Genomic DNA, 19,347 nt, shown 5'->3' on the forward strand with positions numbered 1-19,347 from the left:
ACGGACAGGTTCCGGGTCCGCAACAGATACATTCGGTGCTGTTCCGTTTGAAGGCCTCTTACCGTTTTCGACTTCGGCCGTCAGCGAGGAAATGACCTTTTGAAACTCTGAATACGGCGGTGCTTCGATCTCGTCTGAGGTTCCCGTCGACAGGGAACTGAGTCTTGCATTTGAACGATCGAGAAGCGATCAACTGGGGATTTGAATCACACTGCAGCTCCACCATTTTGTCGAGTAGGTCTTCTACTCGATGAGCGAGCTCTGATGCCGCCCGGAGACCGACTATGCCTGCCGCACCTTTGAATGTGTGAGCGTTCCGCCGGATCTCCCAAAGTGCTTGACGGTCATTGGGTGACGCATTGAGGGTCTTAAGATTGTGAGCGATCCCCGCAAGCAGCTCGTCGGCCTCTGAGCGAAATATCTCAAGGGTCTCTTCGTCGATATCGAAATCTTCTTGGTCTTGTTCGGGCGGCGCAGGCCTAGCGTCCAGATTTTCGAACGACGCATCTACAAATCCCGCAACGTCTTCGAGAAACTCGCCGGAGTTTAGCGGGATCTCCAGTAACGCCGCCTCGACGCTAGCGACTTCGTCAAGAGCTTTATTGATGAAGTGCGGACCGGTGGCCTTTTCCGAGGTAAAGATGTTCTCAAGCTCTGAGATACAACCGGCCAAACGGACACTTACGTCAGCAAGTCCAAGCTGCAGGGCCCGCACGCGTAAGGCGTCGAGTTCGTACGAACAAAGTGCGAGATCGTCCGGCGAACCGCCGGCCTGACCAACGATAAGCAGGCCGGCACGCGTTCTGGCCACGCGTTCACCGACCCTTGCAAGAAAGGATTGTATATCTTCTAATTCCATTGACGTCGAGCCGCGGTTATTCGGCTGCGGCGGTTTCAGGAATGAGGTAGGTTTCCAGGGCCTTCATCAGAGTTTCCGGTCCGAAAGGCTTGGTGATGTAACCGGTCGTGCCGGCCATTCGGCCCCGGACCTTATCGAAAAAGCCGTCTTTGCCTGAGATCATTACGACCGGAACATCTTTTACTGCCTCGTTCGAACGTATCAACTTGCAAACTTGGTAGCCGTCCATTCGCGGCATCGCAATATCGAGAAGTACCAGATCCGGAACAATCGTCTCGATAGTTGCCATTGCTTCGACTCCGTCAACAGCGCAGATGACCTGATGGCCGCTCTTTTCGAGTTTGCTTGAAATGAGCTTTCTAACCGTTGCGCTGTCGTCAACGACGAGGATCGTCTTGCCTTTCGGCATCGATTCTTTTATCTCATTTTGCCGACGGATCTCGTCGAGACGGATCGCCAGTGCATTGACCTGGCCCGCGAGAATTACGTCGTTTGGATCCTTACGATATGCTTCCTGGATGTATGCGAATCCGAGGTCGAAATTCCCAAGATTGAATTGGCCGATTCCCAGCGTTTTGAGTTCGTCCCCTGAGAATTCGCGTGAATTCCACTCGGCTTCCATTCTGGCGACAGAGCCGTGTATCGCATCAAAATCGACCGAATTGGCAGCAAGCAGCGATTCCAGATCGGAAAGCGAAAGTACGGCATTACAGCTGGAACACGAGAACGCTTGCCGATCGATCGGCGACTCGCAAAACGGGCAGCCATTCGTTGCTTCAGCTGCGGCCGGTTCGAATGAAGGCAGCTGTTCCGCCGCAGGCTCGAATTGAACGAACGGCTCTTCCAGCGAAAGAGTATCCCAGGGTGAAGCCGGAGCGAAAGCGACTGCTTCTTCGAATGAAGGAGCGTCTGTAACGTCGATCATCTCTGATGGTTCTTCATCAGCGACGATCTCTTCGAATTCGTGTTCATCAGCACGAAATTCCATCGTTTCAGCGGTCGGTGAGGCGTATTGGTCTGCCTCGCGGGCTGCCTCTTCGGCGACCATGCTCAAAGGCTCGACTTCCTTTTCCACTTCCGAAGATTGATCGATGCTGTCGACAACATCTAAGGAAGCGGCCTCGACGAAATTGTCCCGGTCGGATCCTATCTCGGGCTGTTCGGCAGGAACGGCGAGATCTGTGACGATTCCTTCGGCATCATTTGATCCGTCTGCGTTTAGTTCCTCGGCCGCCTCAAATTCGACAGCCGGTGCGGACCAGAGATCTTCGGAGGACTGATCCTCTTGTACGAAAGAGTGATCTTCTGCATCTCCTTCGGAGAAGGACATTGGGACCATATCATCTCTCTGTTCCAATTCGACTGACTGTTCCGTTTCCGGAGCTTCAGATTCGAACATTGCGGACTGTGGATCTGCAGTGACGCGTTGCTCCACCGGTTCCTTCGTCTCCACAGCCTCAACCGGCCTCACGGATTCAGCGAGTTCGGCAAGGAAATTGTGGCCGTATTGAGCGAATGCATTCGATGGATCTATCTGGAGGATCCGTTCATAGGCATCAAATTTTTCTTCGAGTGAGGGGACAATATGTGCCCGCAAGACCCACGCTTCGCAATTTTCGGGCTCCGCGGCATTTATCTCTGACAGCAGGTTTGCGGCGGATTGCACATCACCTTCTGAGGCTGCCTTCTTCGCATCATGCATTTTGGCTGACGCCCGAGCTTGTTCGATCGCTCGAACTGCATCCTTGGTATCTTCGTGATCGGGATCGATCGAAAGCACGCGTGCGAAAAGATCGAGCTTACGTGCCTCATCATCAGTCAGAGTCGCTTTCCAGTACCAAGCCGATTCACACTGTTCATCGTTTGCGATGGCTTCATCGAAGCATTGCAAAGCAAAATCACGGTTGCCCTCTTCAGCGGCAATCGCACCTCGTTGAACATGCGTTTTTGCGAGCAGCGAGCGGGTCGCTGTTTCCCAGGCAAGTGCGCGTTCGTTTCCAGGTTCGATATCGAGGACCCGCTTGAGAAACACAAGTAGCTCTTCGGGATATTCGCTTATCGAGGCGAGCCATAACCAGGCGTCAACGCAGTTCGGATCCGCATCAGTGACGCGGCTCAGTAGAGTTCGCGCCATTGGGCGGTCGCCGCTCTGGGCGGCGGAAACGCCTTGTTTTAGCAGGTTGCTGATATCAGTGCTATCAGTAAATTTGTTTTCGGCGACGATAGGTGAGGATACGGTTGATTCGAATTCTAATCTCATAATTTAGCGAAGGGTTCGGTCGGAGTTAGGTCGATGGTCGGTCAGACGCTCCTGACATCGGTGCGCCCAATTACTCTCTGGGCTCAAACGCAAGACCGATGCCACGGACATCGATCAACGCGGTTCTTTGTCTTATCACCGATTACCTCCTAAAATACTAGTGTTAGAGTCAATTCATGACCGAGGCTCAACACGATCGACGGCGATTCATTTGCCCAAAAGTGACAAAAAACGTCAGTATTCGTTGACAAAAACTAGCAGCAAAACATGGAGCACAGCCCGAAAATATTTGACGTTATCATTATCGGCGGCGGCCCCGCCGGAATGGCGGCGGCGGTCTGGTGCGCCGATCTCGGGCTAACGTCGATCGTTCTCGAAAAGGGGAAGAGCCTCGGAGGCCAGCTGTCAAAGATCCATGATCCGATCACGAATTATGTCGGCATCAATACAAAAAATGGCATAGAGCTTCGTGATATTTTTGCCGGCCGGTTGTCCGAAACCAGGACATTAATAAGTTCGCCGGCCGAAGTCGTTTCGATCGATCCGCACGGACTCACAGTCCAATTGGCGGACGGGGCGATCGTTTCGGGACGGGCCATTTTCATCGCAACCGGTGTGAGCCGCCGCCGGCTCGGGATCGCGGGCGAAACAGAATTTTCCGGCCGCGGGATCCTGGAATCGGGGGCCGCTTCGCGTGAAATCGTCAAAGGCAAGGATGTCGTGATCGTCGGCGGAGGCGATGCGGCATTCGAAAATGCGGTGATGCTGTCCGAGCATGCCCGACAGGTCACGCTGCTTCATCGAAGTAATACATTTTCGGCCCGCAGCGAATTTACATCTATTGTTCAAAACGCCCCGAACGTGAAGATAATTGGAGGCGTCGAATTGTCAAAGATCACAGGCGGCGACGCGGTCGAAGCGATCGAATACACAGATCTACGCACGCGCGAAACATCGACGATGCGAGCCGACGCTCTTCTCATTCGGGTCGGCGTCATGCCAAACAGTAATATCTTGCCGCACGAAATAGATCTCGACGACCGCGGCTATGTCATAACTGGTCGAACATGCATGACGAATATCCCGTTTGTATTCGCCGTCGGCGATATTTCTAATCCATCTGCGCCGACGATAAATGGAGCGGTCGGCGACGCCGCTACGGCCGCGAAGGCAGCTTATCGGTTGCTCGCGGCATCAAAATAGCTATAATTATCAGATCTGCTTCGAAGCCTTGACGACAAGGAAATAACAACTATGAACCCGATAAAGACCACATCTTCTTCAGTGATATCGCTTATTTTCGCTCTCCTGCTTTTGGCTGTTTCCGGTAGTGCTGTATTTGCTCAGCAGGGTAATACCGTTACCGGACAAGTTACTGGATACGAGAATAAACCGTTGTACGATGCCACTGTTGAGTTGTTGAACGACTATGGCAGTTCGATCGCTTACACTAAAACGGACGGATCAGGACGGTATTTTTTCTCGAATTTGAGAGCCGGCCGATTCAGCGTGCGTGTGCGTCCGCTGGATCCCGAATACGAAGAACAAACTCAATCCGAAGAGATCGTCAATTTCACGCGTCAGGCGCAGGACGGTTCCGTTAGCCAATCAGGAATGGAGCATAAGCAGCTCGATTTTCGAATGAGGATCCGAAAGGATTTTGCCGGCATCACGGCCGCGGTCTTTGCTCAGGACGTTCCGGCAAACGCCAAAGCTCTATATGAAAAGGCTGTTGCCGACCTGAATGAGAAGAAGGAGAAAGAGGGTCTTGCCGGCCTGAAAGCCGCCATTGAGGCGTTTCCAAAATATTTTGCCGCTCTCGAACGTTTCGGGATGGAATGCATCAGGATCAAACAGTTCCCGGTGTCTGTCACGCTGCTTCAGATCGCAGTCGACGTCAATCCGCGGAGCTATCGTTCCTGGTACGGGCTCGCATATTCGCTAAACGCATTAGACTACTATGACGAAGCTCTCCCTGCAGTAAAGAAAGCGTTGGAACTGTACGCCGGATCGACCGAAGCCTTATTGCTGGCCGGCGTTGTCTATAAATCTAAAAAGCAGTTTCCCGAATCTGAAAAGAGTCTTTTGAAAGCAAAGGATCTGTCAAAAGACACAATGCCGATGGTCAACTGGCATCTTGCCTTGATGTACGGGAACGAAATGAAGCGCTATGCCGATGCGGCACGTGAACTCAAACTCTTTCTCAAAAAACAGCCTGACACCAAGGATGCCGAAAGGATCAAGCAGCTTATAGTCAGTTACGAAGAAAAGGCGAAGTCAAACTAAAATATCCTGAACTCAAAAAAGTCCCGGATGCGTTCCGACTTGGAACAGATCCGGGACTTCTGTTTGTCTTCTAACCAATTTTCATATCAGCATTTGGCCTCCTTACAGTACGCGACATTGTTCTGTGCTTATTGTGTGTTTTTAATTCCGTGTGTTGTTTCCTGACCATACAGTGTCCGAGCAAACGGGTATTTAAGTCAGATCTCACAGATCAAGGCAGTGTCGCCCAAGAAAGCCATCCATGTGGGCCGCGCAAAAAAAAGAGGCTGCCCTTTAGGGCAGCCTCGATCGAATTGTCTAAAAAGGCCAGTGTTTAGAAGATGAAGCGGAAGCCCATACGGACTTCGCGGCCACCCTGAAACAGATTGGTCAGATTGTACAACGGTGCCGAAATACGATTTGACGCAAGCTTTGCCTCCGCCAATAATTGCGGCGAACCGTTACGCTGGAACCGGCCCATTGCAAGACTGTAAGCATTTGGCTGGGTCGATTCGGCGATGGTGACGAGACCAAAAGCCGGATCGGTCAGATCATAGTTGAATATGCTGATCAGATTATTCCGGCTCAGTTCGTTCGATTCGTTGAAGATGTTGATCACATCCGCCTCGAGGACGATCTTGAATCGATTGTCACGGCCAAATTTAACGCTGTGTCGGAGAGCCATGTCAGTTTGGGTGAACATTTCTGTACGTCCAAGATCTCCACGTCTTTCAAGTACGATCGTGTCGATATTCAAAATATCGACTGTCGTAGTCACAGGCGTTCCGCTTTGCAGCGTAGTAAACATCGAAAGCATTGTTTCGTTGCCCTTGCCCATCTTGATGAGCTTGTCCCAATCGAAATTGTACGCACCGTAGAACTTGAACGCGTGCGTGCGATCCGTTGGCAAAACACCATTGTCCGGGCCGCCTGCAACTGTGTAACCGGCATGCGGAAGGTCAAAGAAACGGTTTACGTTAGGGCTCACACGGCCATCTTCGTCCGAGCTGGCAAGACCCGAGTAGTTGCCGACCAAACGTGACCATGTGTAGTTCATGTTGAAGAACCAATTGTCCGCAAATCTTCTGTCGAGCCTAAACTCGAGAGCGTCATAACGGCGTTTCGGTTTGAGAGCCAACAGACCGTTGGCAGCAGCGATCTGGGCATAAAGGCCTTCGCCCGGGTTTCCGATCACATAGGCTTCGCTGCCGGTCGAAGTGTAGAATCCTGCGTCTTCAACGGTTCGGTCGACGCTCTTGAGCGAATAACGTCCGGCAAAGGTCAATTTGCGGCCGAGGTCGCGTTCGAATGTGAACGTGATCTCGCTCTGACGGAAAGCCTTGATATTAGGATCGATCGCGCCAAACTCGATACCGAGAGCGGTATTTGAGGGAACGCGGTAATCCTTATCACAGCGGACGCGTCCGTAGACCGGAACGTTCGTGTTGGTAGGACAGATGCCGCCGATAACGCCGGTCGGGTTCGGTCCTAAGATATTAGCAACCGTGAATGTCGCAAGCGTATCTCCCGGCAAGATCTCGTAAAAGAAATCGTGGTAATAGGCACCGCCGAATGATCCACGCGGAAGTTCGTATTTGAAACGGTCATAGAACCAACCGTAGAACGCGGAAACCTTGGTTTTGCCGTCGCCGGTCAAATCGAACGCTGCACCCAAACGCGGTGCAAACTTATCCTGGAAGTCAAACTTGATGCCCGGAGCTCCTGGCGTGAAGCTAGGCACGTCTTCGCGTTCCGTACGTAGACCGAGGTTTAGAGTCAAACGGCTCCAAGGCTGCCATTTGTCCTGAATGTAAATGCCTTCGTTCTTGCTGCTTACATCGCCAAATTCGCCGTAGATGCGAAGCAATCCGGCACCGACGTAACCTGCAGTAGGCGGCAGAGCAGTCACGCCGGAATAGTTTCCGACGGTCCAACCGCGTCGAAGAACGATCTGCGGACGAAGCTGGGTCTGAACACTGTTCGAAATACCGTTGTACTGGTATCCGCCTTTAAGTTCATGCCGGCCGCCGCCGCTGAAAAGCACGGTCGCGTCAGCGTCGAAAGTGTTTCGGGTCGTAACGTCGTAAACGGTGTTCTGTTCAACTGCGAGGTTATTCGAATATCCTCTAACGCAGCCGAAACCGACAGGGAACTCACCGGCAGGATTATTGATTCCAGGTATGCTGGAGGTGCTGCATGTGATTCGCGGGATCGTGATGTCAGTAATACCATAGCTTCCCGCCTTTTCATTCAAGAAATAGTGGCCGCCGCGGGCACCGATGACAAGATTGTTAAGCGGATTCCAAACACCATTTAACGAGAGACTCTGAGTGTTCTGTCGTCCTCCGGTTTGCGCTGTGTAAGCAGAACCGGTCAATCCAGTACCGTTGGTCGGAAGTGAACAAACGGTTGGTGTCGGCGGCTCGGTATTTGAACACGCAGTAACTTCAGTACCGTAGGACGGGATAGAGCCCAGAGTATGATACGGGTTATGCGTATACGCGGCACTCAATCGAAGCTTGCTGATCGGCTGAGCATCGATCTTTAAGAACATGTACTCAAACGTCGATTTGCTCTTATATGTATCAGTCGTTCCGGATGGAGTTCGGAGACGCGGATGGAGATAGTTGAGCGTCCTTTCACGCGAGAAGATCTGTGGCGTGTAGCTGCCAAAGAACCATACCTTGTCCTTCAGGATCGGTCCGCCAATGCTCGCCGAAGGGAAGAAACCCAATGACTTGTCGCGTCGTTGACCGTAGTATTCTGCTTCTCCGGTACCAATAATATTTTGGATCAAAATATCGCGGCCGCGAGTTTGGAGAGCACCCGGACGGAATTGTGAGCCGAACTCACCGCGCCACTGGTTGCTGCCGCCCTTGGTCACAAGGTTGACAACGCCGCCGGTTGCACCGCCGTACTCAGCTTCAAATCCGCTCGACTTGATCTGAACTTCCTGGACAAGAGAGAACGGAAGGTCGCTGGTCGCATCGAGTGTACCTGTTCGGACATTCGATACTTCCTGGCCGTCAATAACGAATACGTTCTCCGAACCGCTGGCTCCATCGATCTGGAAACCGCCGCTGAGCGGCTCAACGCGGGTCGCAGGTGAAACTTTCAGGATGCTCGAGAAGCTGATCCCTTTGGGAAGCAGTTCGGCTGTAGCCGCACTGATAGTGGTCTGGATCTTGGTGTCGGACGTATCGACGGGCGATACATCATCCGCGCTTACCGTGACATCTGCAGCTACCGTTGTACTCAATTCAAGATTAACGATCGCCACTTTACCAAGGCTGACGCCTATGTTGGGCAATGTTCTTTCAACAAAGCCTGAAACGGCGGCGGACGTCACGGTATAGGTTCCCGGGGGAATCTGCAATACTCGGGCAAATCCGCTGTCGTTGGTCGTAACTGTTCGCTTGAAGCCGGCTGACGTTCCCGAAGCCGCGACGGTGATGGTCACGTTGGGCACAATAGCACCGGCCGAATCTTTGGCGGTAATTTCCATGCTGCCTGTCGTTTCCTGAGCAACGGCGGTAAACGCGAAGCTCAAAATTACAGCAAGCATTGTGAAAATTGACCTAAAATCTTTTCTCATCTGATCCTCCTAAAAAATCAAGAAAAATAGAACTGGATGTGCCGATAACCTATCAAAATTTGATGAAACGCAATGTGTATCACGCCCGTCGAACGCATTTGAAAATCTGGTCATTGGCTAGACGTCAGAGTTAGAGGCAAATGCCGTTCCTCCGAGTCCGATGGACCTGCGAAGAATTGAACGCGTTGTCAAGACGACAAAAACTCACCGTAATGCCCTAAAATGCTTGAATCTGGAAGATTGGTTGTCAGCGGCGGTTCATCGGGCTGCAGTTATACTTAATGTGAAGGCACTATGTCGAAAGGAAATTATGAAATTTATTCAAATTTTTGGATGTTTGGGAACTGTACTCACAAGCATGAAAGCACATCATCGGGCGGCGAATGCATCATTGCCGGTTGCGGCCGTCAGATGACGGGTGTCGTTAAGTGCGAGGACGCGAATGTTCGATCTGCTGCGGATCTCAAAGCGGTTGATGCCGCAATTGGACGTGATCAGCCAAGGGGTCGATTTTGTGCCGCGGTGGATCGCTCCCAAAAGATAAAGCGTCAGATAGCAGATCGCTCCTGTGTGCGAAAAGATGGCGATCCTTTCGCTCGGATGGGAACGGATCACTTCGTTGAGTTTGGTCGTCGCACGCCGGAGCAGATGGCGATAACTCTCGCCGCCTGAAATGATGTGGTTGATGTTGCGGTTGACGAGGGCGTAGTAATCTTTCGGATATTCAGCCTTAGACTCGTCAAATGTGAGGCCTTCGAGCACGCCGACATGGCGTTCGCGAAAAGCCGGCGTCGCGTGTATCGGCAAATTCAAGAGTCTTGCCAGGGGTTCCGCAGTTTGTACGGCGCGATCGAGATCACTCGAATAGATCGCCGAAACACCTTCTTTCGCAAGCATCTTTGCCGTTTTCTCGGCCTGCTGCTGTCCCAACTCAGACAAAGGCGTCGGCCCATGTCCGCCAAAACGCCCCTCGGCGTTCCCGGCTGACTGACCGTGTCGAATGAGATATAGTCGTGTTGGTTGGGCCATACTTGCAAAGGCAAGAGTATAAAGGAAAAGTGCCGAAAAAGAACATTCGCCCACCCAAATTTATGCAGCCGCGGCCTCGGCCTTCAGCTTTTCGGTTTGGTAATGGGTACGCAAGGCGTCAACGAATTCGTCGATCTGGCCTTCCATTACTAGTTCGAGTTGATGGACCGTAAGGTGAATGCGGTGATCGGTAACGCGGTTCTCTTTGAAATTGTAAGTGCGGATCTTTTCTGAGCGGTCGCCGCTGCCGACCATTGATTTACGTTCGGCCGAGAGTTCGTCGTGCTGACGCTGTTCTTCGAGTTCCTGCAGGCGGGCACGCAGGATGCGCATAGCCTTTTCTTTGTTCTTGATCTGCGATTTTTCGTCCTGCATCGAAACGACGACATTTGTCGGCAAGTGCGTTAGGCGAACGGCAGAATAAGTCGTATTTACCGACTGCCCGCCGGGGCCAGATGAACAAAAATAATCGACGCGAAGGTCCTTCGGGTCAACTTGCACGTCGACCTCTTCGGCTTCGGGCAGAACGGCAACGGTGATCGCGGACGTGTGAATGCGGCCCTGTGTTTCGGTTTGCGGAACGCGTTGGACGCGATGGACGCCTGATTCGAAACGCATCTTCGAATAGACGTTGTCGCCTTCGATGACGGCGGTCGCGTCCTTGATGCCGCCGACACCGTTGTCCGACGCTTCGAGCACATCCATCTTCCAGCCCTGGCGTTCGGCGTAACGGGCGTACATTCGCAAGATCTCGGCTGCAAAAAGAGTGGCTTCGTCTCCGCCTGTCCCGGCTCGGATCTCGAGAATTACATTCTTCTCATCATTCGGATCTTTCGGCACTAGTAACAGTTTGAGAGCCTCTTCAGCCGCCGGCAGTTTTTCTTCGATCTCGGCTATCTCAAGTGCCGCCATTTCACGCATTTCGTCGTCGTCGGCCATTTCGGCCAGATCTTTGGCACCCTGCAGGTCTTCCTGCATTTTACGGACCTCGCGGTATTTTTCGACGATCTCACCGAGCGAGCGATGCTGTTTCATCAACCGTGCATATGCCGTCATATCGGACATAAACTCCGGCTGCGAGATCTGTTCGGTCAGTTCGTCGTAGCTTTTTTCAATTTGTGCAAGTTTTTCAAACATACATTTCTCTATCGCAGAGACGCGGAGACGCGGAGTAATTCCTTTTGAATTCTCTGCGTCTTCGCGGCTCTGCGGTTCAAATCTTTAAACCACTACTTCTAGTTCACGCTGGAAGACTGGTGCGTGCTCGACGTCCGTAGGCTCAAGTTTCAATGATTCGTCGAGCGCCTTGATCGCGACTTCCAACTGTTCTTTGTCGGGCTCTTGGGTCGTAATGTTCTGAAGCCAAAGGCCGGGCAGCGTCATGAATTTGAATACCGCACTAGATTCTTTCTTTGCGGCATATCGAATTACTTCGTACGAAAGTCCCGCGACGAGCGGCATCAAGGCGATCCGAACGACCAGGTTCAGCCACGTTGCTTCAAAATTGATCACCGAAAACAGTACGATCGCGACCAGCATAACCACCATCAGGAACGATGTTCCGCAACGCGGGTGCTGACGACGCATTGTCGTCGCGTTCTCAGGAGTCAATTCGAGGCCTTTTTCCCATGTGAAGACCGTTTTGTGCTCGGCGCCATGGTATTCAAAAACGCGTCGTATGTCTTTCAAGAAAGACATCGAGAAGATCATAATGATAAAGAACACCATTCGGATCAGGCCATCGATCAGGTTGAATGAGATCCAAGTGCCGAAAGAATCGAGCTTTATTTTCCAAACATAAGCCTTGATAGTCTCGAGCCAGCCGGCATCAGCGAGCAATGCCGGTGCCTCAGCCCAGCCGAGACCGATGAAAAGCACATTCGTCAAAACCAGCGGAGCAACGATAAACAGCAGAATGTTAAATCCAAGGGCAAAAATGATCGAGCCGGCGGCACCGGCCGATTGGCCCATGTTCGATTTTTTCTTTGTCTCTTCAGGCATCACGACCTTGACCGGAGCCTTGAGAAAATTTTCATCCTCAGTACCGTCAACATATGCGGTCTGAGTTTCGCCGGCTTTGGCTTTTTCGAGTTCTTCTTGAGCCTTGAGATCTTCTTCGTAAATACGTGCCGAAAAATTCAGGGCCTTGACGCCCAATGCCATCGATTGGATCAGCGTCGCACCGCCGCGCAGCACCGGCGTATTGAGCCATTTGTACTTATCGCTCCATTTCGGCAAACTCTCAGCCGTAGTGACGATCGAACCGTCAGTGCGGCGGCAAGCGATCGCGTAAGCTGACGGAGTTCGCATCATAACGCCTTCCATCACCGCCTGCCCGCCGACGATGAGGTCGCGTTCGAGGGCAAAGACGGTGTGGATGAACTTGAGTTTTCGTGCTGTCCAGCTATTTTTCATAACGTCTAATTGACGGTCAAATGCCCGTTTTAGTTGCCTTTTTGTTTATTCGGCTCCAGTATTACACTGAAGTGGCCGTTGCTTTCGAGATAACATTTTTTGACCGAATCGGCGTTTTCGAGTCCTTGCTGTCTGAGTTGGCTCATCAACTCGTCGTCGGTCATAAATTCTTTCTCAAGATTCTCCCTCAAGATCTTTCCGTTCTCGATCATCAGCAGTGGTTTCGGTTCGAGTATTCTGCCGACCATTACCGACTTAAAGCCGAGCCAATCAAAGAAAAAATCCCACAGGACGATCGTCGTTATCAAGATCAACGCCTCGGTGATCGATTTAGAATCGCCGGCCATTCCGTTTTGAGCGGCGTCGGCTATAACGACAATTACTAATAGATCGGCGATCCCGACCGCTCCCGACTGACGCCGGAAGATCCGAAGCAGAAGATACATCGCGAGATACATGATCGTCCCGCGGATGAGTATCTCGAGCATGGATTCGGTCGGCACGAACATTGACTGCCAGTCGATCGCAAAGACCTTTTCCATACTATCTGTATAAATAACTAACGCCGGCCTTTTTTCACCTGCCTTGGGTGTGTTGTTACACACCTTGAGTACACGGCGCTAAAGGTCGGCGTCAGTTTGTATTAGCTAATATCTGTCAGTAATTGCTGTCAATTATTTAGCAGCCTCAGCGGCACCGCGGGCGTAACGCTTGTTAAAGCGGTCAACGCGTCCGGCCGTGTCGACCAGTTTCTGCTTACCGGTAAAGAACGGATGGCAAGCCGAACATATTTCGATGTGGAGGTCGTCCTTCATCGTCGAGCGTGTCTGAAACGTGCTGCCGCAGGCACAGATCACTGAGATTTCGGTGTAGTTAGGGTGTATTTCTGGTTTCATAATTATCACTTCCTTCGCCGTATATAAGCGATGCGTGTGAATGACGCAATCCTTAATCATAGAGCCAGAAGTGCGATTGGTCAAGTGCAATGCCGTTGCATACATAAATTAAGCGACCGCATTTGACACGATATGATAAAATGGTCAGGTAAAAGGTGTGTTTCCCTTGACCGTTTTTCACGAATCGGCCTTCGGAAACCCCTAAAGTTCTTTGAAACTTTGTGACATTCTGTGACATCAACGCCCGATTTTTAGCGGCGCCCGAAATCCTTGTAAACATATTATTCGCAAGGACTACAGTTTTTGCAGCAATTTCCTATTTTTTTTGAAAAATCGTGGGAAAAGCACAAAAACATACTGCAACTCTAATAGATGCGATAGTTTACCCGTCCCGCTAGTGGGTGGGACAGTTGTGGGACAAGTGGGACACCTTTTGGCACCTACGATCGGAAGGTATACGTCAGCGTTTCATGTTCTTTTCATAAAGATCGATCCACTCGGACGGAGTCATTTTCGATGCAAGTTCGCCGATCAGTGCGACCGGCACGTGCTCCGGTTTTTTGAACCGAATACACGACTTGCCCATGTCCAATTTTCGGTCCGAGTGTTTGGGCCATTCGGACTGAAACCACGCGAGCAGCGACGGATCGCTGTAGATGCCCATGTGATATAGGGCGATGTGGTTCTTCTGTGAGCCGATACCGATAAACGGCAGCGGTGCCTTTGGGTCGCAGTGATAGCCCGGAGGATAAACGTGGTGCGGCACGACCCATCCGAAATGGCCATAGCCCATTTCTTCCTCGAAGCCCGGTGGGATGTTTCGTGTTATCGCATCCCGCATCGCCGCGATCACGGCCTGACGCTCCTCAGGTAGACCTTCGATGTATGCTTCGGGTGACTTTGCTTTTGATTGCATAGGAAAAATTAACCACAGGTTAACACAGATAGCCGCAGATAAAACAGGGAAAATCAGTGTTTACCCGTCTCAATCTGTGGTTTCAATTCCTAGCCTCAAGATTTTCTCGAGGTGGTGTTCGCGGATGCCGAAGTGATCTTTTATCGCCTCGATCTCGTCCTCAAACTGCTTAGGATCTAACGGCTTTTTCAAACGCGTTCCGACGAGCATGTTGTTCTTTGGCGTGTGCTCCGTGGAGACAAATTCGAAGAGTTTGGTTGCGTATCCGCTGCGTTCGAGAAGCAGCGACCGCAGGCCGTCCGTAATGGTCTCGGCTGTGCGTTCGAGCATGACGCCGTGTTTTAGGACGTCGCGCAGCATCGCGGGCGGCTTTATTTGCGGGCGAATTTCCTGATGGCAGCACGGGGCCATGACGATGAGATCGGCATTGGCCGTGATGCCTTTGTAGATCGCGTCGTCCGTAGCAGTGTTGCAGGCGTGAAGGGCGATGAGAATATCGACGCTGCCGACATCGAATTCGCCAATGGTGCCGACAACAAAGTTGAGGCCGTCGAATTGCGACGCGGCGGCGATGCCGTTGCACAGATCGACGAGTTCGCGTTTTGTATCGACGCCGGTGATCTGAACATCGACCTCGCGGATATTCTTGAAATAATCGTACGCAGCAAAGGTCAGGTAGCCCTTGCCAGAGCCCATGTCGACGATGCGTAGTTGCTTTCGCTCTTTAAGCTCGGATTTATCGACAAGGCTCGCTAGGACCTCGACAAATTTGTTGATCTGCCGCCATTTATTCTGCTCGCGGTCGCGGACTCGGCCCGTATCGTCGGAGATGCCGAGGAGCTTTAGATACGAACTGTTCGGGTCGATCTGAGCGGCCTTTTCGCGGTCATGTTCGAGCGGCGGAGCGGTCTTAAATGTTGGTTGTGCTATGTTTAACCGAGATTTACCTTTTTTGCCAATGTCGAGCTGATAGTCGTTCGCGGTCGTAAAAAGATGTCCGCTGTGAAAACCGGTTTCGAGTGCCTCGCCGATCAGGGCGACGCCGGTCTTGTGGTCAAAGTTCTTGGCGGTGTCACGCGTGTCGCCTCGATAAAGAAAGAAAAGCCGCGTGCCTTTTTTGGTGTTCACGAGCCGCACAAGCAGCTTTTGCAGATGCTTGTCGACGCCCTTATAATTGCCGAGTGTAAGCTTAACAAATGTGCTGTTTTCAAGGCTTGCTGCAAGTGCAGCGATGAATTTCTTGACGTTTTCCGACATTAGAAAAAGGTTAGCATAAATAATGAAAAATCTATTTCATCTCGCATTCCCGGTTCACGATCTCGACGCTGCACGCGAGTTTTACGGCGGAGTTTTGGAATGCCCCGAAGGCCGCAGCAGTGAACGCTGGATCGATTTTGACCTCTACGGTCACCAGATCGTGACGCACCTTGCACCGGGATCAGCCGGTGTCAAAGTGAGCAATCATGTTGACGCCGACAATGTGCCGGTGCCGCATTTTGGGATCGTGCTGCAAATGGATGACTGGAGGAAGCTTGCAGATAGACTAACAAAAAAGGGCGTGAAGTTTATCATCGAGCCGAAGATCCGTTTCGCGGGCGAGGTCGGCGAACAGGCGACGATGTTCTTTCTCGACCCGAGCGGTAATGCTCTGGAGTTTAAGGGATTTGCCGATTTTGAGAGTGTCTTTGCAAAGTGATGAAAGCCGTATTACTTCTATTACTTACATCGCTGGCCGTTGCGGCACAAGCACAGCTGCAGACGGTTGCTGTGACGATCGACGATCTGCCGGTAGTCTCGACCCGCGGCGATCTTAAGAATCGCCGACAGATCACTAAGAAGCTGCTCGGGCACATTAAGAAAGCCAAGGTTCCGGCGATCGGTTTCGTCAACGAGAACAAACTCTACGCCAAGGACAAACGCGACGAAAAGCAGATCGACCTTTTGCGTCAATGGATCGATGCCGGTCTGGAACTAGGCAATCACACATTCTCGCATCCAAGCCTGAACAGGATCGAACTTGCCGAATACGAGGCCGACTTGCTTAAGGGCGAGACGATAACAAAGGACTTGTTAAGATCAAAGGGCCGCGAGATGCGGTATTTTCGGCATCCGTTCTTACAGACCGGGCGGACAATGGAGATCAAAGAAAAGTTCGATGCTTTTCTTTTGGAACACGGTTATACGGTGGCTCCGATCACGTTTGACAACGCCGATTACATCTTCTCGAGGGCGTACGATATCGCGTATGACCGTAAAGATAAAAAGTTGATGAAGCAGGTCGGCGACGCTTATGTTCCGTATATGGAAGCGAAGCTCGATTATTGGGAAAGGCAATCTGTGAAGCTGTTTGGCCGGGAAGTGTCGCAGACGCTGCTTATACACGCGAATTTCATCAATTCTGACTATTTTGACGACTTGGCGGTGATGTTCGTGCGGCGTGGTTATAAGTTTATCGATCTTGAAACGGCTCTCAAAGATGACGCCTACAAACTCCCCGACACTTTCATTGGCGGAGCAGGCATCTCATGGCTGCATCGCTGGGCGCTCGGACGCGGCAAGGGTAATGTCTTGTCGGACGAACCGACCGTGCCTGATTTTGTTCTAAAACTCTCGGGTTTCGAATCTGAATAGGCGTCGTCACCGTTGAAATTCGCCGTCGGTCATTCGCCAGATACCGAGAGGATTGTGCTCTTTCAATTCGTCGGGAAGTGCACCGTCCGGGAAGTTTTGAAAACAGACCAATCTGGAAAACCGCGTGATGGCACGCGAACCAACCGCGGTCGAGCGTGAATCAGACGTCGCCGGATATGGCCCTCCGTGGACCATCGATGGGCAAACCTCGACGCCGGTCGAAAAGCCGTTGAATATCAGACGCCCGACCTTTGTTTCGAGGATCGCGAGCAGGTCGGCGTATTCGACAAGATCTTCGTCGCTGCCGTGGATAGATGCGGTAAGTTGGCCTTCGAGTGAGCGAGCGATCGCCAACAGATCTTCTTTGTCTTGCGATTTGATCAAAAGGGTCGTCGGGCCGAATATCTCATCGCTAAGTTCGGGTTGATTCAGAAATTCTTTCGCGGTTGTTTCAAAAACAGATGGATTAACAGAAAAGCCGTCTAGAGCCGATTCCATGTTTGCCGAAAAGTCATTGACCTGATTCCTACGAACCTCACTCGCATCATTGTAGCTTTTTCGTATTCCATCAGTTAAGAGAGGAGCAGGCGGAGTATTTGATATCTGAGTTTGGAAATTTGAGATAAAGGTTTGCGTATCGGCGGTCTCGGGCAAAAAGACCAACCCCGGCTTTGTGCAAAATTGACCAACGCCGCCGGTAACCGATGCATGCAGACCGTCGACGAGTGCTTTGTTGCGTTCGCGAATTGCACTTGGCAGGAAGAACGTAGGGTTGACGGAACTCATTTCGGTATAAACCGGGATCGGCTCAGGCCGGGCAGCGGCGATATCCATTAGTGCACGTCCGCCGCGCCGGGAACCGGTAAATCCGACGGCCTTGATTGCTTGATGCTTGACAAGAGCCTGGCCGACCTCATAACCATCGGAAAACAACAGGCTGAAAACGCCTTCGGGCATTGAGCGGTCTTTAACGGCTTTTGCGATCGCGGCCCCGACAAGTTCGGCGGTGCCCGGATGGGCAATATGGGCGTTCACTATCACCGGACACCCCGCAGCGAGTGCCGATGCCGTATCGCCGCCGGCCACTGAATACGCGAGAGGGAAGTTGCTCGCACAAAAAACAGCAACCGGACCCAGCGGGCGAAGCATCGAGCGGATGTCCGGTTTGGGGATCGGCTGTCGATCCGGAATTGCGTGATCGACACGGGCATCGACCCAAGAACCTTCGTCTAAAAGGTCTGCGAACATTCGGAGTTGGCCGCACGTCCGTCCTCGTTCGCCAAAAAAACGGGCATTCGGAAGACCGGTTTCGAGTGATGCTCGCTCGATAAGTGTCTCGCCGAGTGCCTCGATATTGTCAGCGATCGCCCGAAGGAATTCGGCACGTTCCAATCCCGAAGAGTTGCCGAACGGAATGCGAGCCATCTCGGCAAGTTCTGCGGCATATTCAAGTTCAGAAATGGACGCCGAGTAAAACGAAGGTTCGACAGCAGATCCAGTGTGCGGATCGAATGCGTGGAAAGTACTGCCGTCAGATTTTCCGCGGCTTGAGCCAATGATCGAGAGGCCGGTAAGTTCGTGGTTCATATGTGCCTAAGGCCGAGTTGCGATGGCTGTGTCGATGATCTTTAATGTTTCCGCGAGCTCTTCGCCGACGAGTTCTAACCGCGGCGGACGAACGCGGGCAGAGCCCCAGCCGACCTTTTCCTGAACGAGTTTGATAAGCTGAACGAACTTCGGCACCGTGTCCAGCCTTAGCAGCGGCAGGAACCATTCGTAGATCACGCGGGCACTTTCGTTGTCACCGTTCATTGCCGAACGATAAAGATCGACCGATTCCTTTGGAAATGCACTAACGAGTCCCGCGATCCAACCGGTCGCTCCGGCGTTGATGCCTTCGACAATGCAATCATCGACTCCGACAAATACCTTTAACCGATCACCGATCAGAGCCCTGACCGCGGTTATGCGTCGGACGTCAGTACTCGATTCTTTTACTGCGTGGAGATTTGGCAATTCTGCCGCAAGTTCGGCGACGTGTTCGGGCAAAAAGTCAGTACCGTATGCGACAGGATTGTTGTAGAGCATGCACGAAAGCGGCGTTGCACGGCAGACCGAAACGATGTGCTGTTTCATCTCTCGCCAATCGCCGCGATACACATACGGCGGTAGGACCATGAGTCCCGAACAGCCCGCTGATTCGGCTTCGACGGCCTGAGCACATGCATCGGAGGTCGTCATCGAGGCGATCGCCGCAACTATGGGCACCCGATCGCCGACAGCGTCGACACAGGTTTTCCATAACGCGATCTTTTCGCTGATAGAAAGTGTCCCGCCTTCGCCTAGACTGCCGTTGGTCACGATGCCCGTGCAGCCGTTATCGACAAGCCATCTGACGTGCTTTGCTGTGAAGTCGTGGTCGATATCCAGGTTCTCGTCAAAACATGTGGTGATCGCGGGCATGACACCCGTCCAATTCAT

At 52.0% G+C, this 19,347-nt stretch carries 16 protein-coding genes; 4 read left to right on the forward strand and 12 right to left on the reverse strand.

Annotated elements, in window-relative coordinates; all coding sequences use genetic code 11:
- Nucleotides 1-58 precede the first annotated feature (58 nt).
- Both IPK01_09275 and IPK01_09280 read right to left on the reverse strand, forming a co-directional pair.
- Complete coding sequence (locus IPK01_09275) at nt 59-859, reverse strand: Hpt domain-containing protein (protein ID MBK7933674.1); 801 nt, start codon at nt 857-859, stop codon at nt 59-61.
- 16 nt (nt 860-875) lie between these two features.
- Complete coding sequence (locus IPK01_09280; GenBank protein MBK7933675.1) at nt 876-1,268, reverse strand: response regulator; 393 nt, start codon at nt 1,266-1,268, stop codon at nt 876-878.
- A gap of 2,118 nt (nt 1,269-3,386) precedes the next feature.
- On the opposite strand from IPK01_09280, the gene IPK01_09285 reads away from it, so the two are divergent.
- Together IPK01_09285 and IPK01_09290 are read left to right on the forward strand one after the other, a co-directional pair.
- Nucleotides 3,387-4,322: an FAD-dependent oxidoreductase gene (locus IPK01_09285; GenBank protein ID MBK7933676.1), complete on the forward strand. Its 936-nt coding sequence runs from the start codon at nt 3,387-3,389 to the stop codon at nt 4,320-4,322.
- Nucleotides 4,323-4,373: 51 nt separating this feature from the next.
- A complete protein-coding gene (locus IPK01_09290) occupies nt 4,374-5,405 on the forward strand; it encodes a carboxypeptidase regulatory-like domain-containing protein (protein ID MBK7933677.1) in 1,032 nt (343 codons plus the stop codon).
- Nucleotides 5,406-5,718: 313 nt separating this feature from the next.
- Here the strand turns inward: IPK01_09290 and IPK01_09295 are convergent, their stop codons facing one another.
- From IPK01_09295 to IPK01_09330, 8 genes are all read right to left on the reverse strand, one after another.
- Nucleotides 5,719-8,979 (reverse strand): TonB-dependent receptor, encoded by a 3,261-nt coding sequence (locus tag IPK01_09295; protein MBK7933678.1) that lies wholly within the window; start codon nt 8,977-8,979, stop codon nt 5,719-5,721.
- Nucleotides 8,980-9,348: 369 nt separating this feature from the next.
- On the reverse strand, nt 9,349-10,008 hold the full coding sequence (locus IPK01_09300) for a histidine phosphatase family protein (protein MBK7933679.1): 660 nt from the start codon (nt 10,006-10,008) through the stop codon (nt 9,349-9,351).
- Nucleotides 10,009-10,068: 60 nt separating this feature from the next.
- Nucleotides 10,069-11,145, reverse strand: a complete 1,077-nt coding sequence (prfA, locus tag IPK01_09305) for a peptide chain release factor 1 (GenBank protein MBK7933680.1) — start codon at nt 11,143-11,145, stop codon at nt 10,069-10,071.
- Between the two features lie 84 nt (nt 11,146-11,229).
- Nucleotides 11,230-12,423 (reverse strand): DUF1385 domain-containing protein, encoded by a 1,194-nt coding sequence (locus IPK01_09310; GenBank protein ID MBK7933681.1) that lies wholly within the window; start codon nt 12,421-12,423, stop codon nt 11,230-11,232.
- A 29-nt stretch (nt 12,424-12,452) separates the two neighbouring features.
- Nucleotides 12,453-12,965 carry a DUF421 domain-containing protein gene (locus IPK01_09315; GenBank protein MBK7933682.1) on the reverse strand — a complete coding sequence of 171 codons (513 nt, stop codon included), beginning with the start codon at nt 12,963-12,965 and terminating at the stop codon, nt 12,453-12,455.
- A gap of 132 nt (nt 12,966-13,097) precedes the next feature.
- Nucleotides 13,098-13,319, reverse strand: a complete 222-nt coding sequence (gene rpmE / locus IPK01_09320; protein MBK7933683.1) for a 50S ribosomal protein L31 — start codon at nt 13,317-13,319, stop codon at nt 13,098-13,100.
- 460 nt (nt 13,320-13,779) lie between these two features.
- Entirely contained in the window at nt 13,780-14,235 is a 456-nt protein-coding gene (locus tag IPK01_09325; protein ID MBK7933684.1) for a DUF1801 domain-containing protein, read from the reverse strand.
- 69 nt (nt 14,236-14,304) lie between these two features.
- Nucleotides 14,305-15,492, reverse strand: a complete 1,188-nt coding sequence (locus tag IPK01_09330; GenBank protein MBK7933685.1) for an SAM-dependent methyltransferase — start codon at nt 15,490-15,492, stop codon at nt 14,305-14,307.
- 22 nt (nt 15,493-15,514) lie between these two features.
- Here IPK01_09330 and IPK01_09335 point away from each other — a divergent pair, with 22 nt between their 5' ends.
- The gene (locus IPK01_09335; GenBank protein ID MBK7933686.1) at nt 15,515-15,931 is read left to right on the forward strand and encodes a VOC family protein; all 417 of its coding nucleotides are present in this window, start codon (nt 15,515-15,517) and stop codon (nt 15,929-15,931) included.
- Nucleotides 15,931-16,866: a polysaccharide deacetylase family protein gene (locus IPK01_09340; GenBank protein ID MBK7933687.1), complete on the forward strand. Its 936-nt coding sequence runs from the start codon at nt 15,931-15,933 to the stop codon at nt 16,864-16,866. The genes IPK01_09335 and IPK01_09340 overlap by 1 nt, the downstream gene beginning before the upstream one ends.
- Before the next feature lie 6 nt (nt 16,867-16,872).
- On the opposite strand, the gene IPK01_09345 is transcribed toward IPK01_09340, so the two are convergent.
- Both IPK01_09345 and IPK01_09350 read right to left on the reverse strand, forming a co-directional pair.
- Nucleotides 16,873-18,453 carry an aldehyde dehydrogenase (NADP(+)) gene (locus tag IPK01_09345; GenBank protein ID MBK7933688.1) on the reverse strand — a complete coding sequence of 527 codons (1,581 nt, stop codon included), beginning with the start codon at nt 18,451-18,453 and terminating at the stop codon, nt 16,873-16,875.
- 6 nt (nt 18,454-18,459) lie between these two features.
- The gene (locus IPK01_09350) at nt 18,460-19,347 is read right to left on the reverse strand and encodes a dihydrodipicolinate synthase family protein (protein ID MBK7933689.1); all 888 of its coding nucleotides are present in this window, start codon (nt 19,345-19,347) and stop codon (nt 18,460-18,462) included.

This window comes from Acidobacteriota bacterium (assembly GCA_016713675.1).
Taxonomy (GTDB): Bacteria; Acidobacteriota; Blastocatellia; order Pyrinomonadales; family Pyrinomonadaceae; genus OLB17.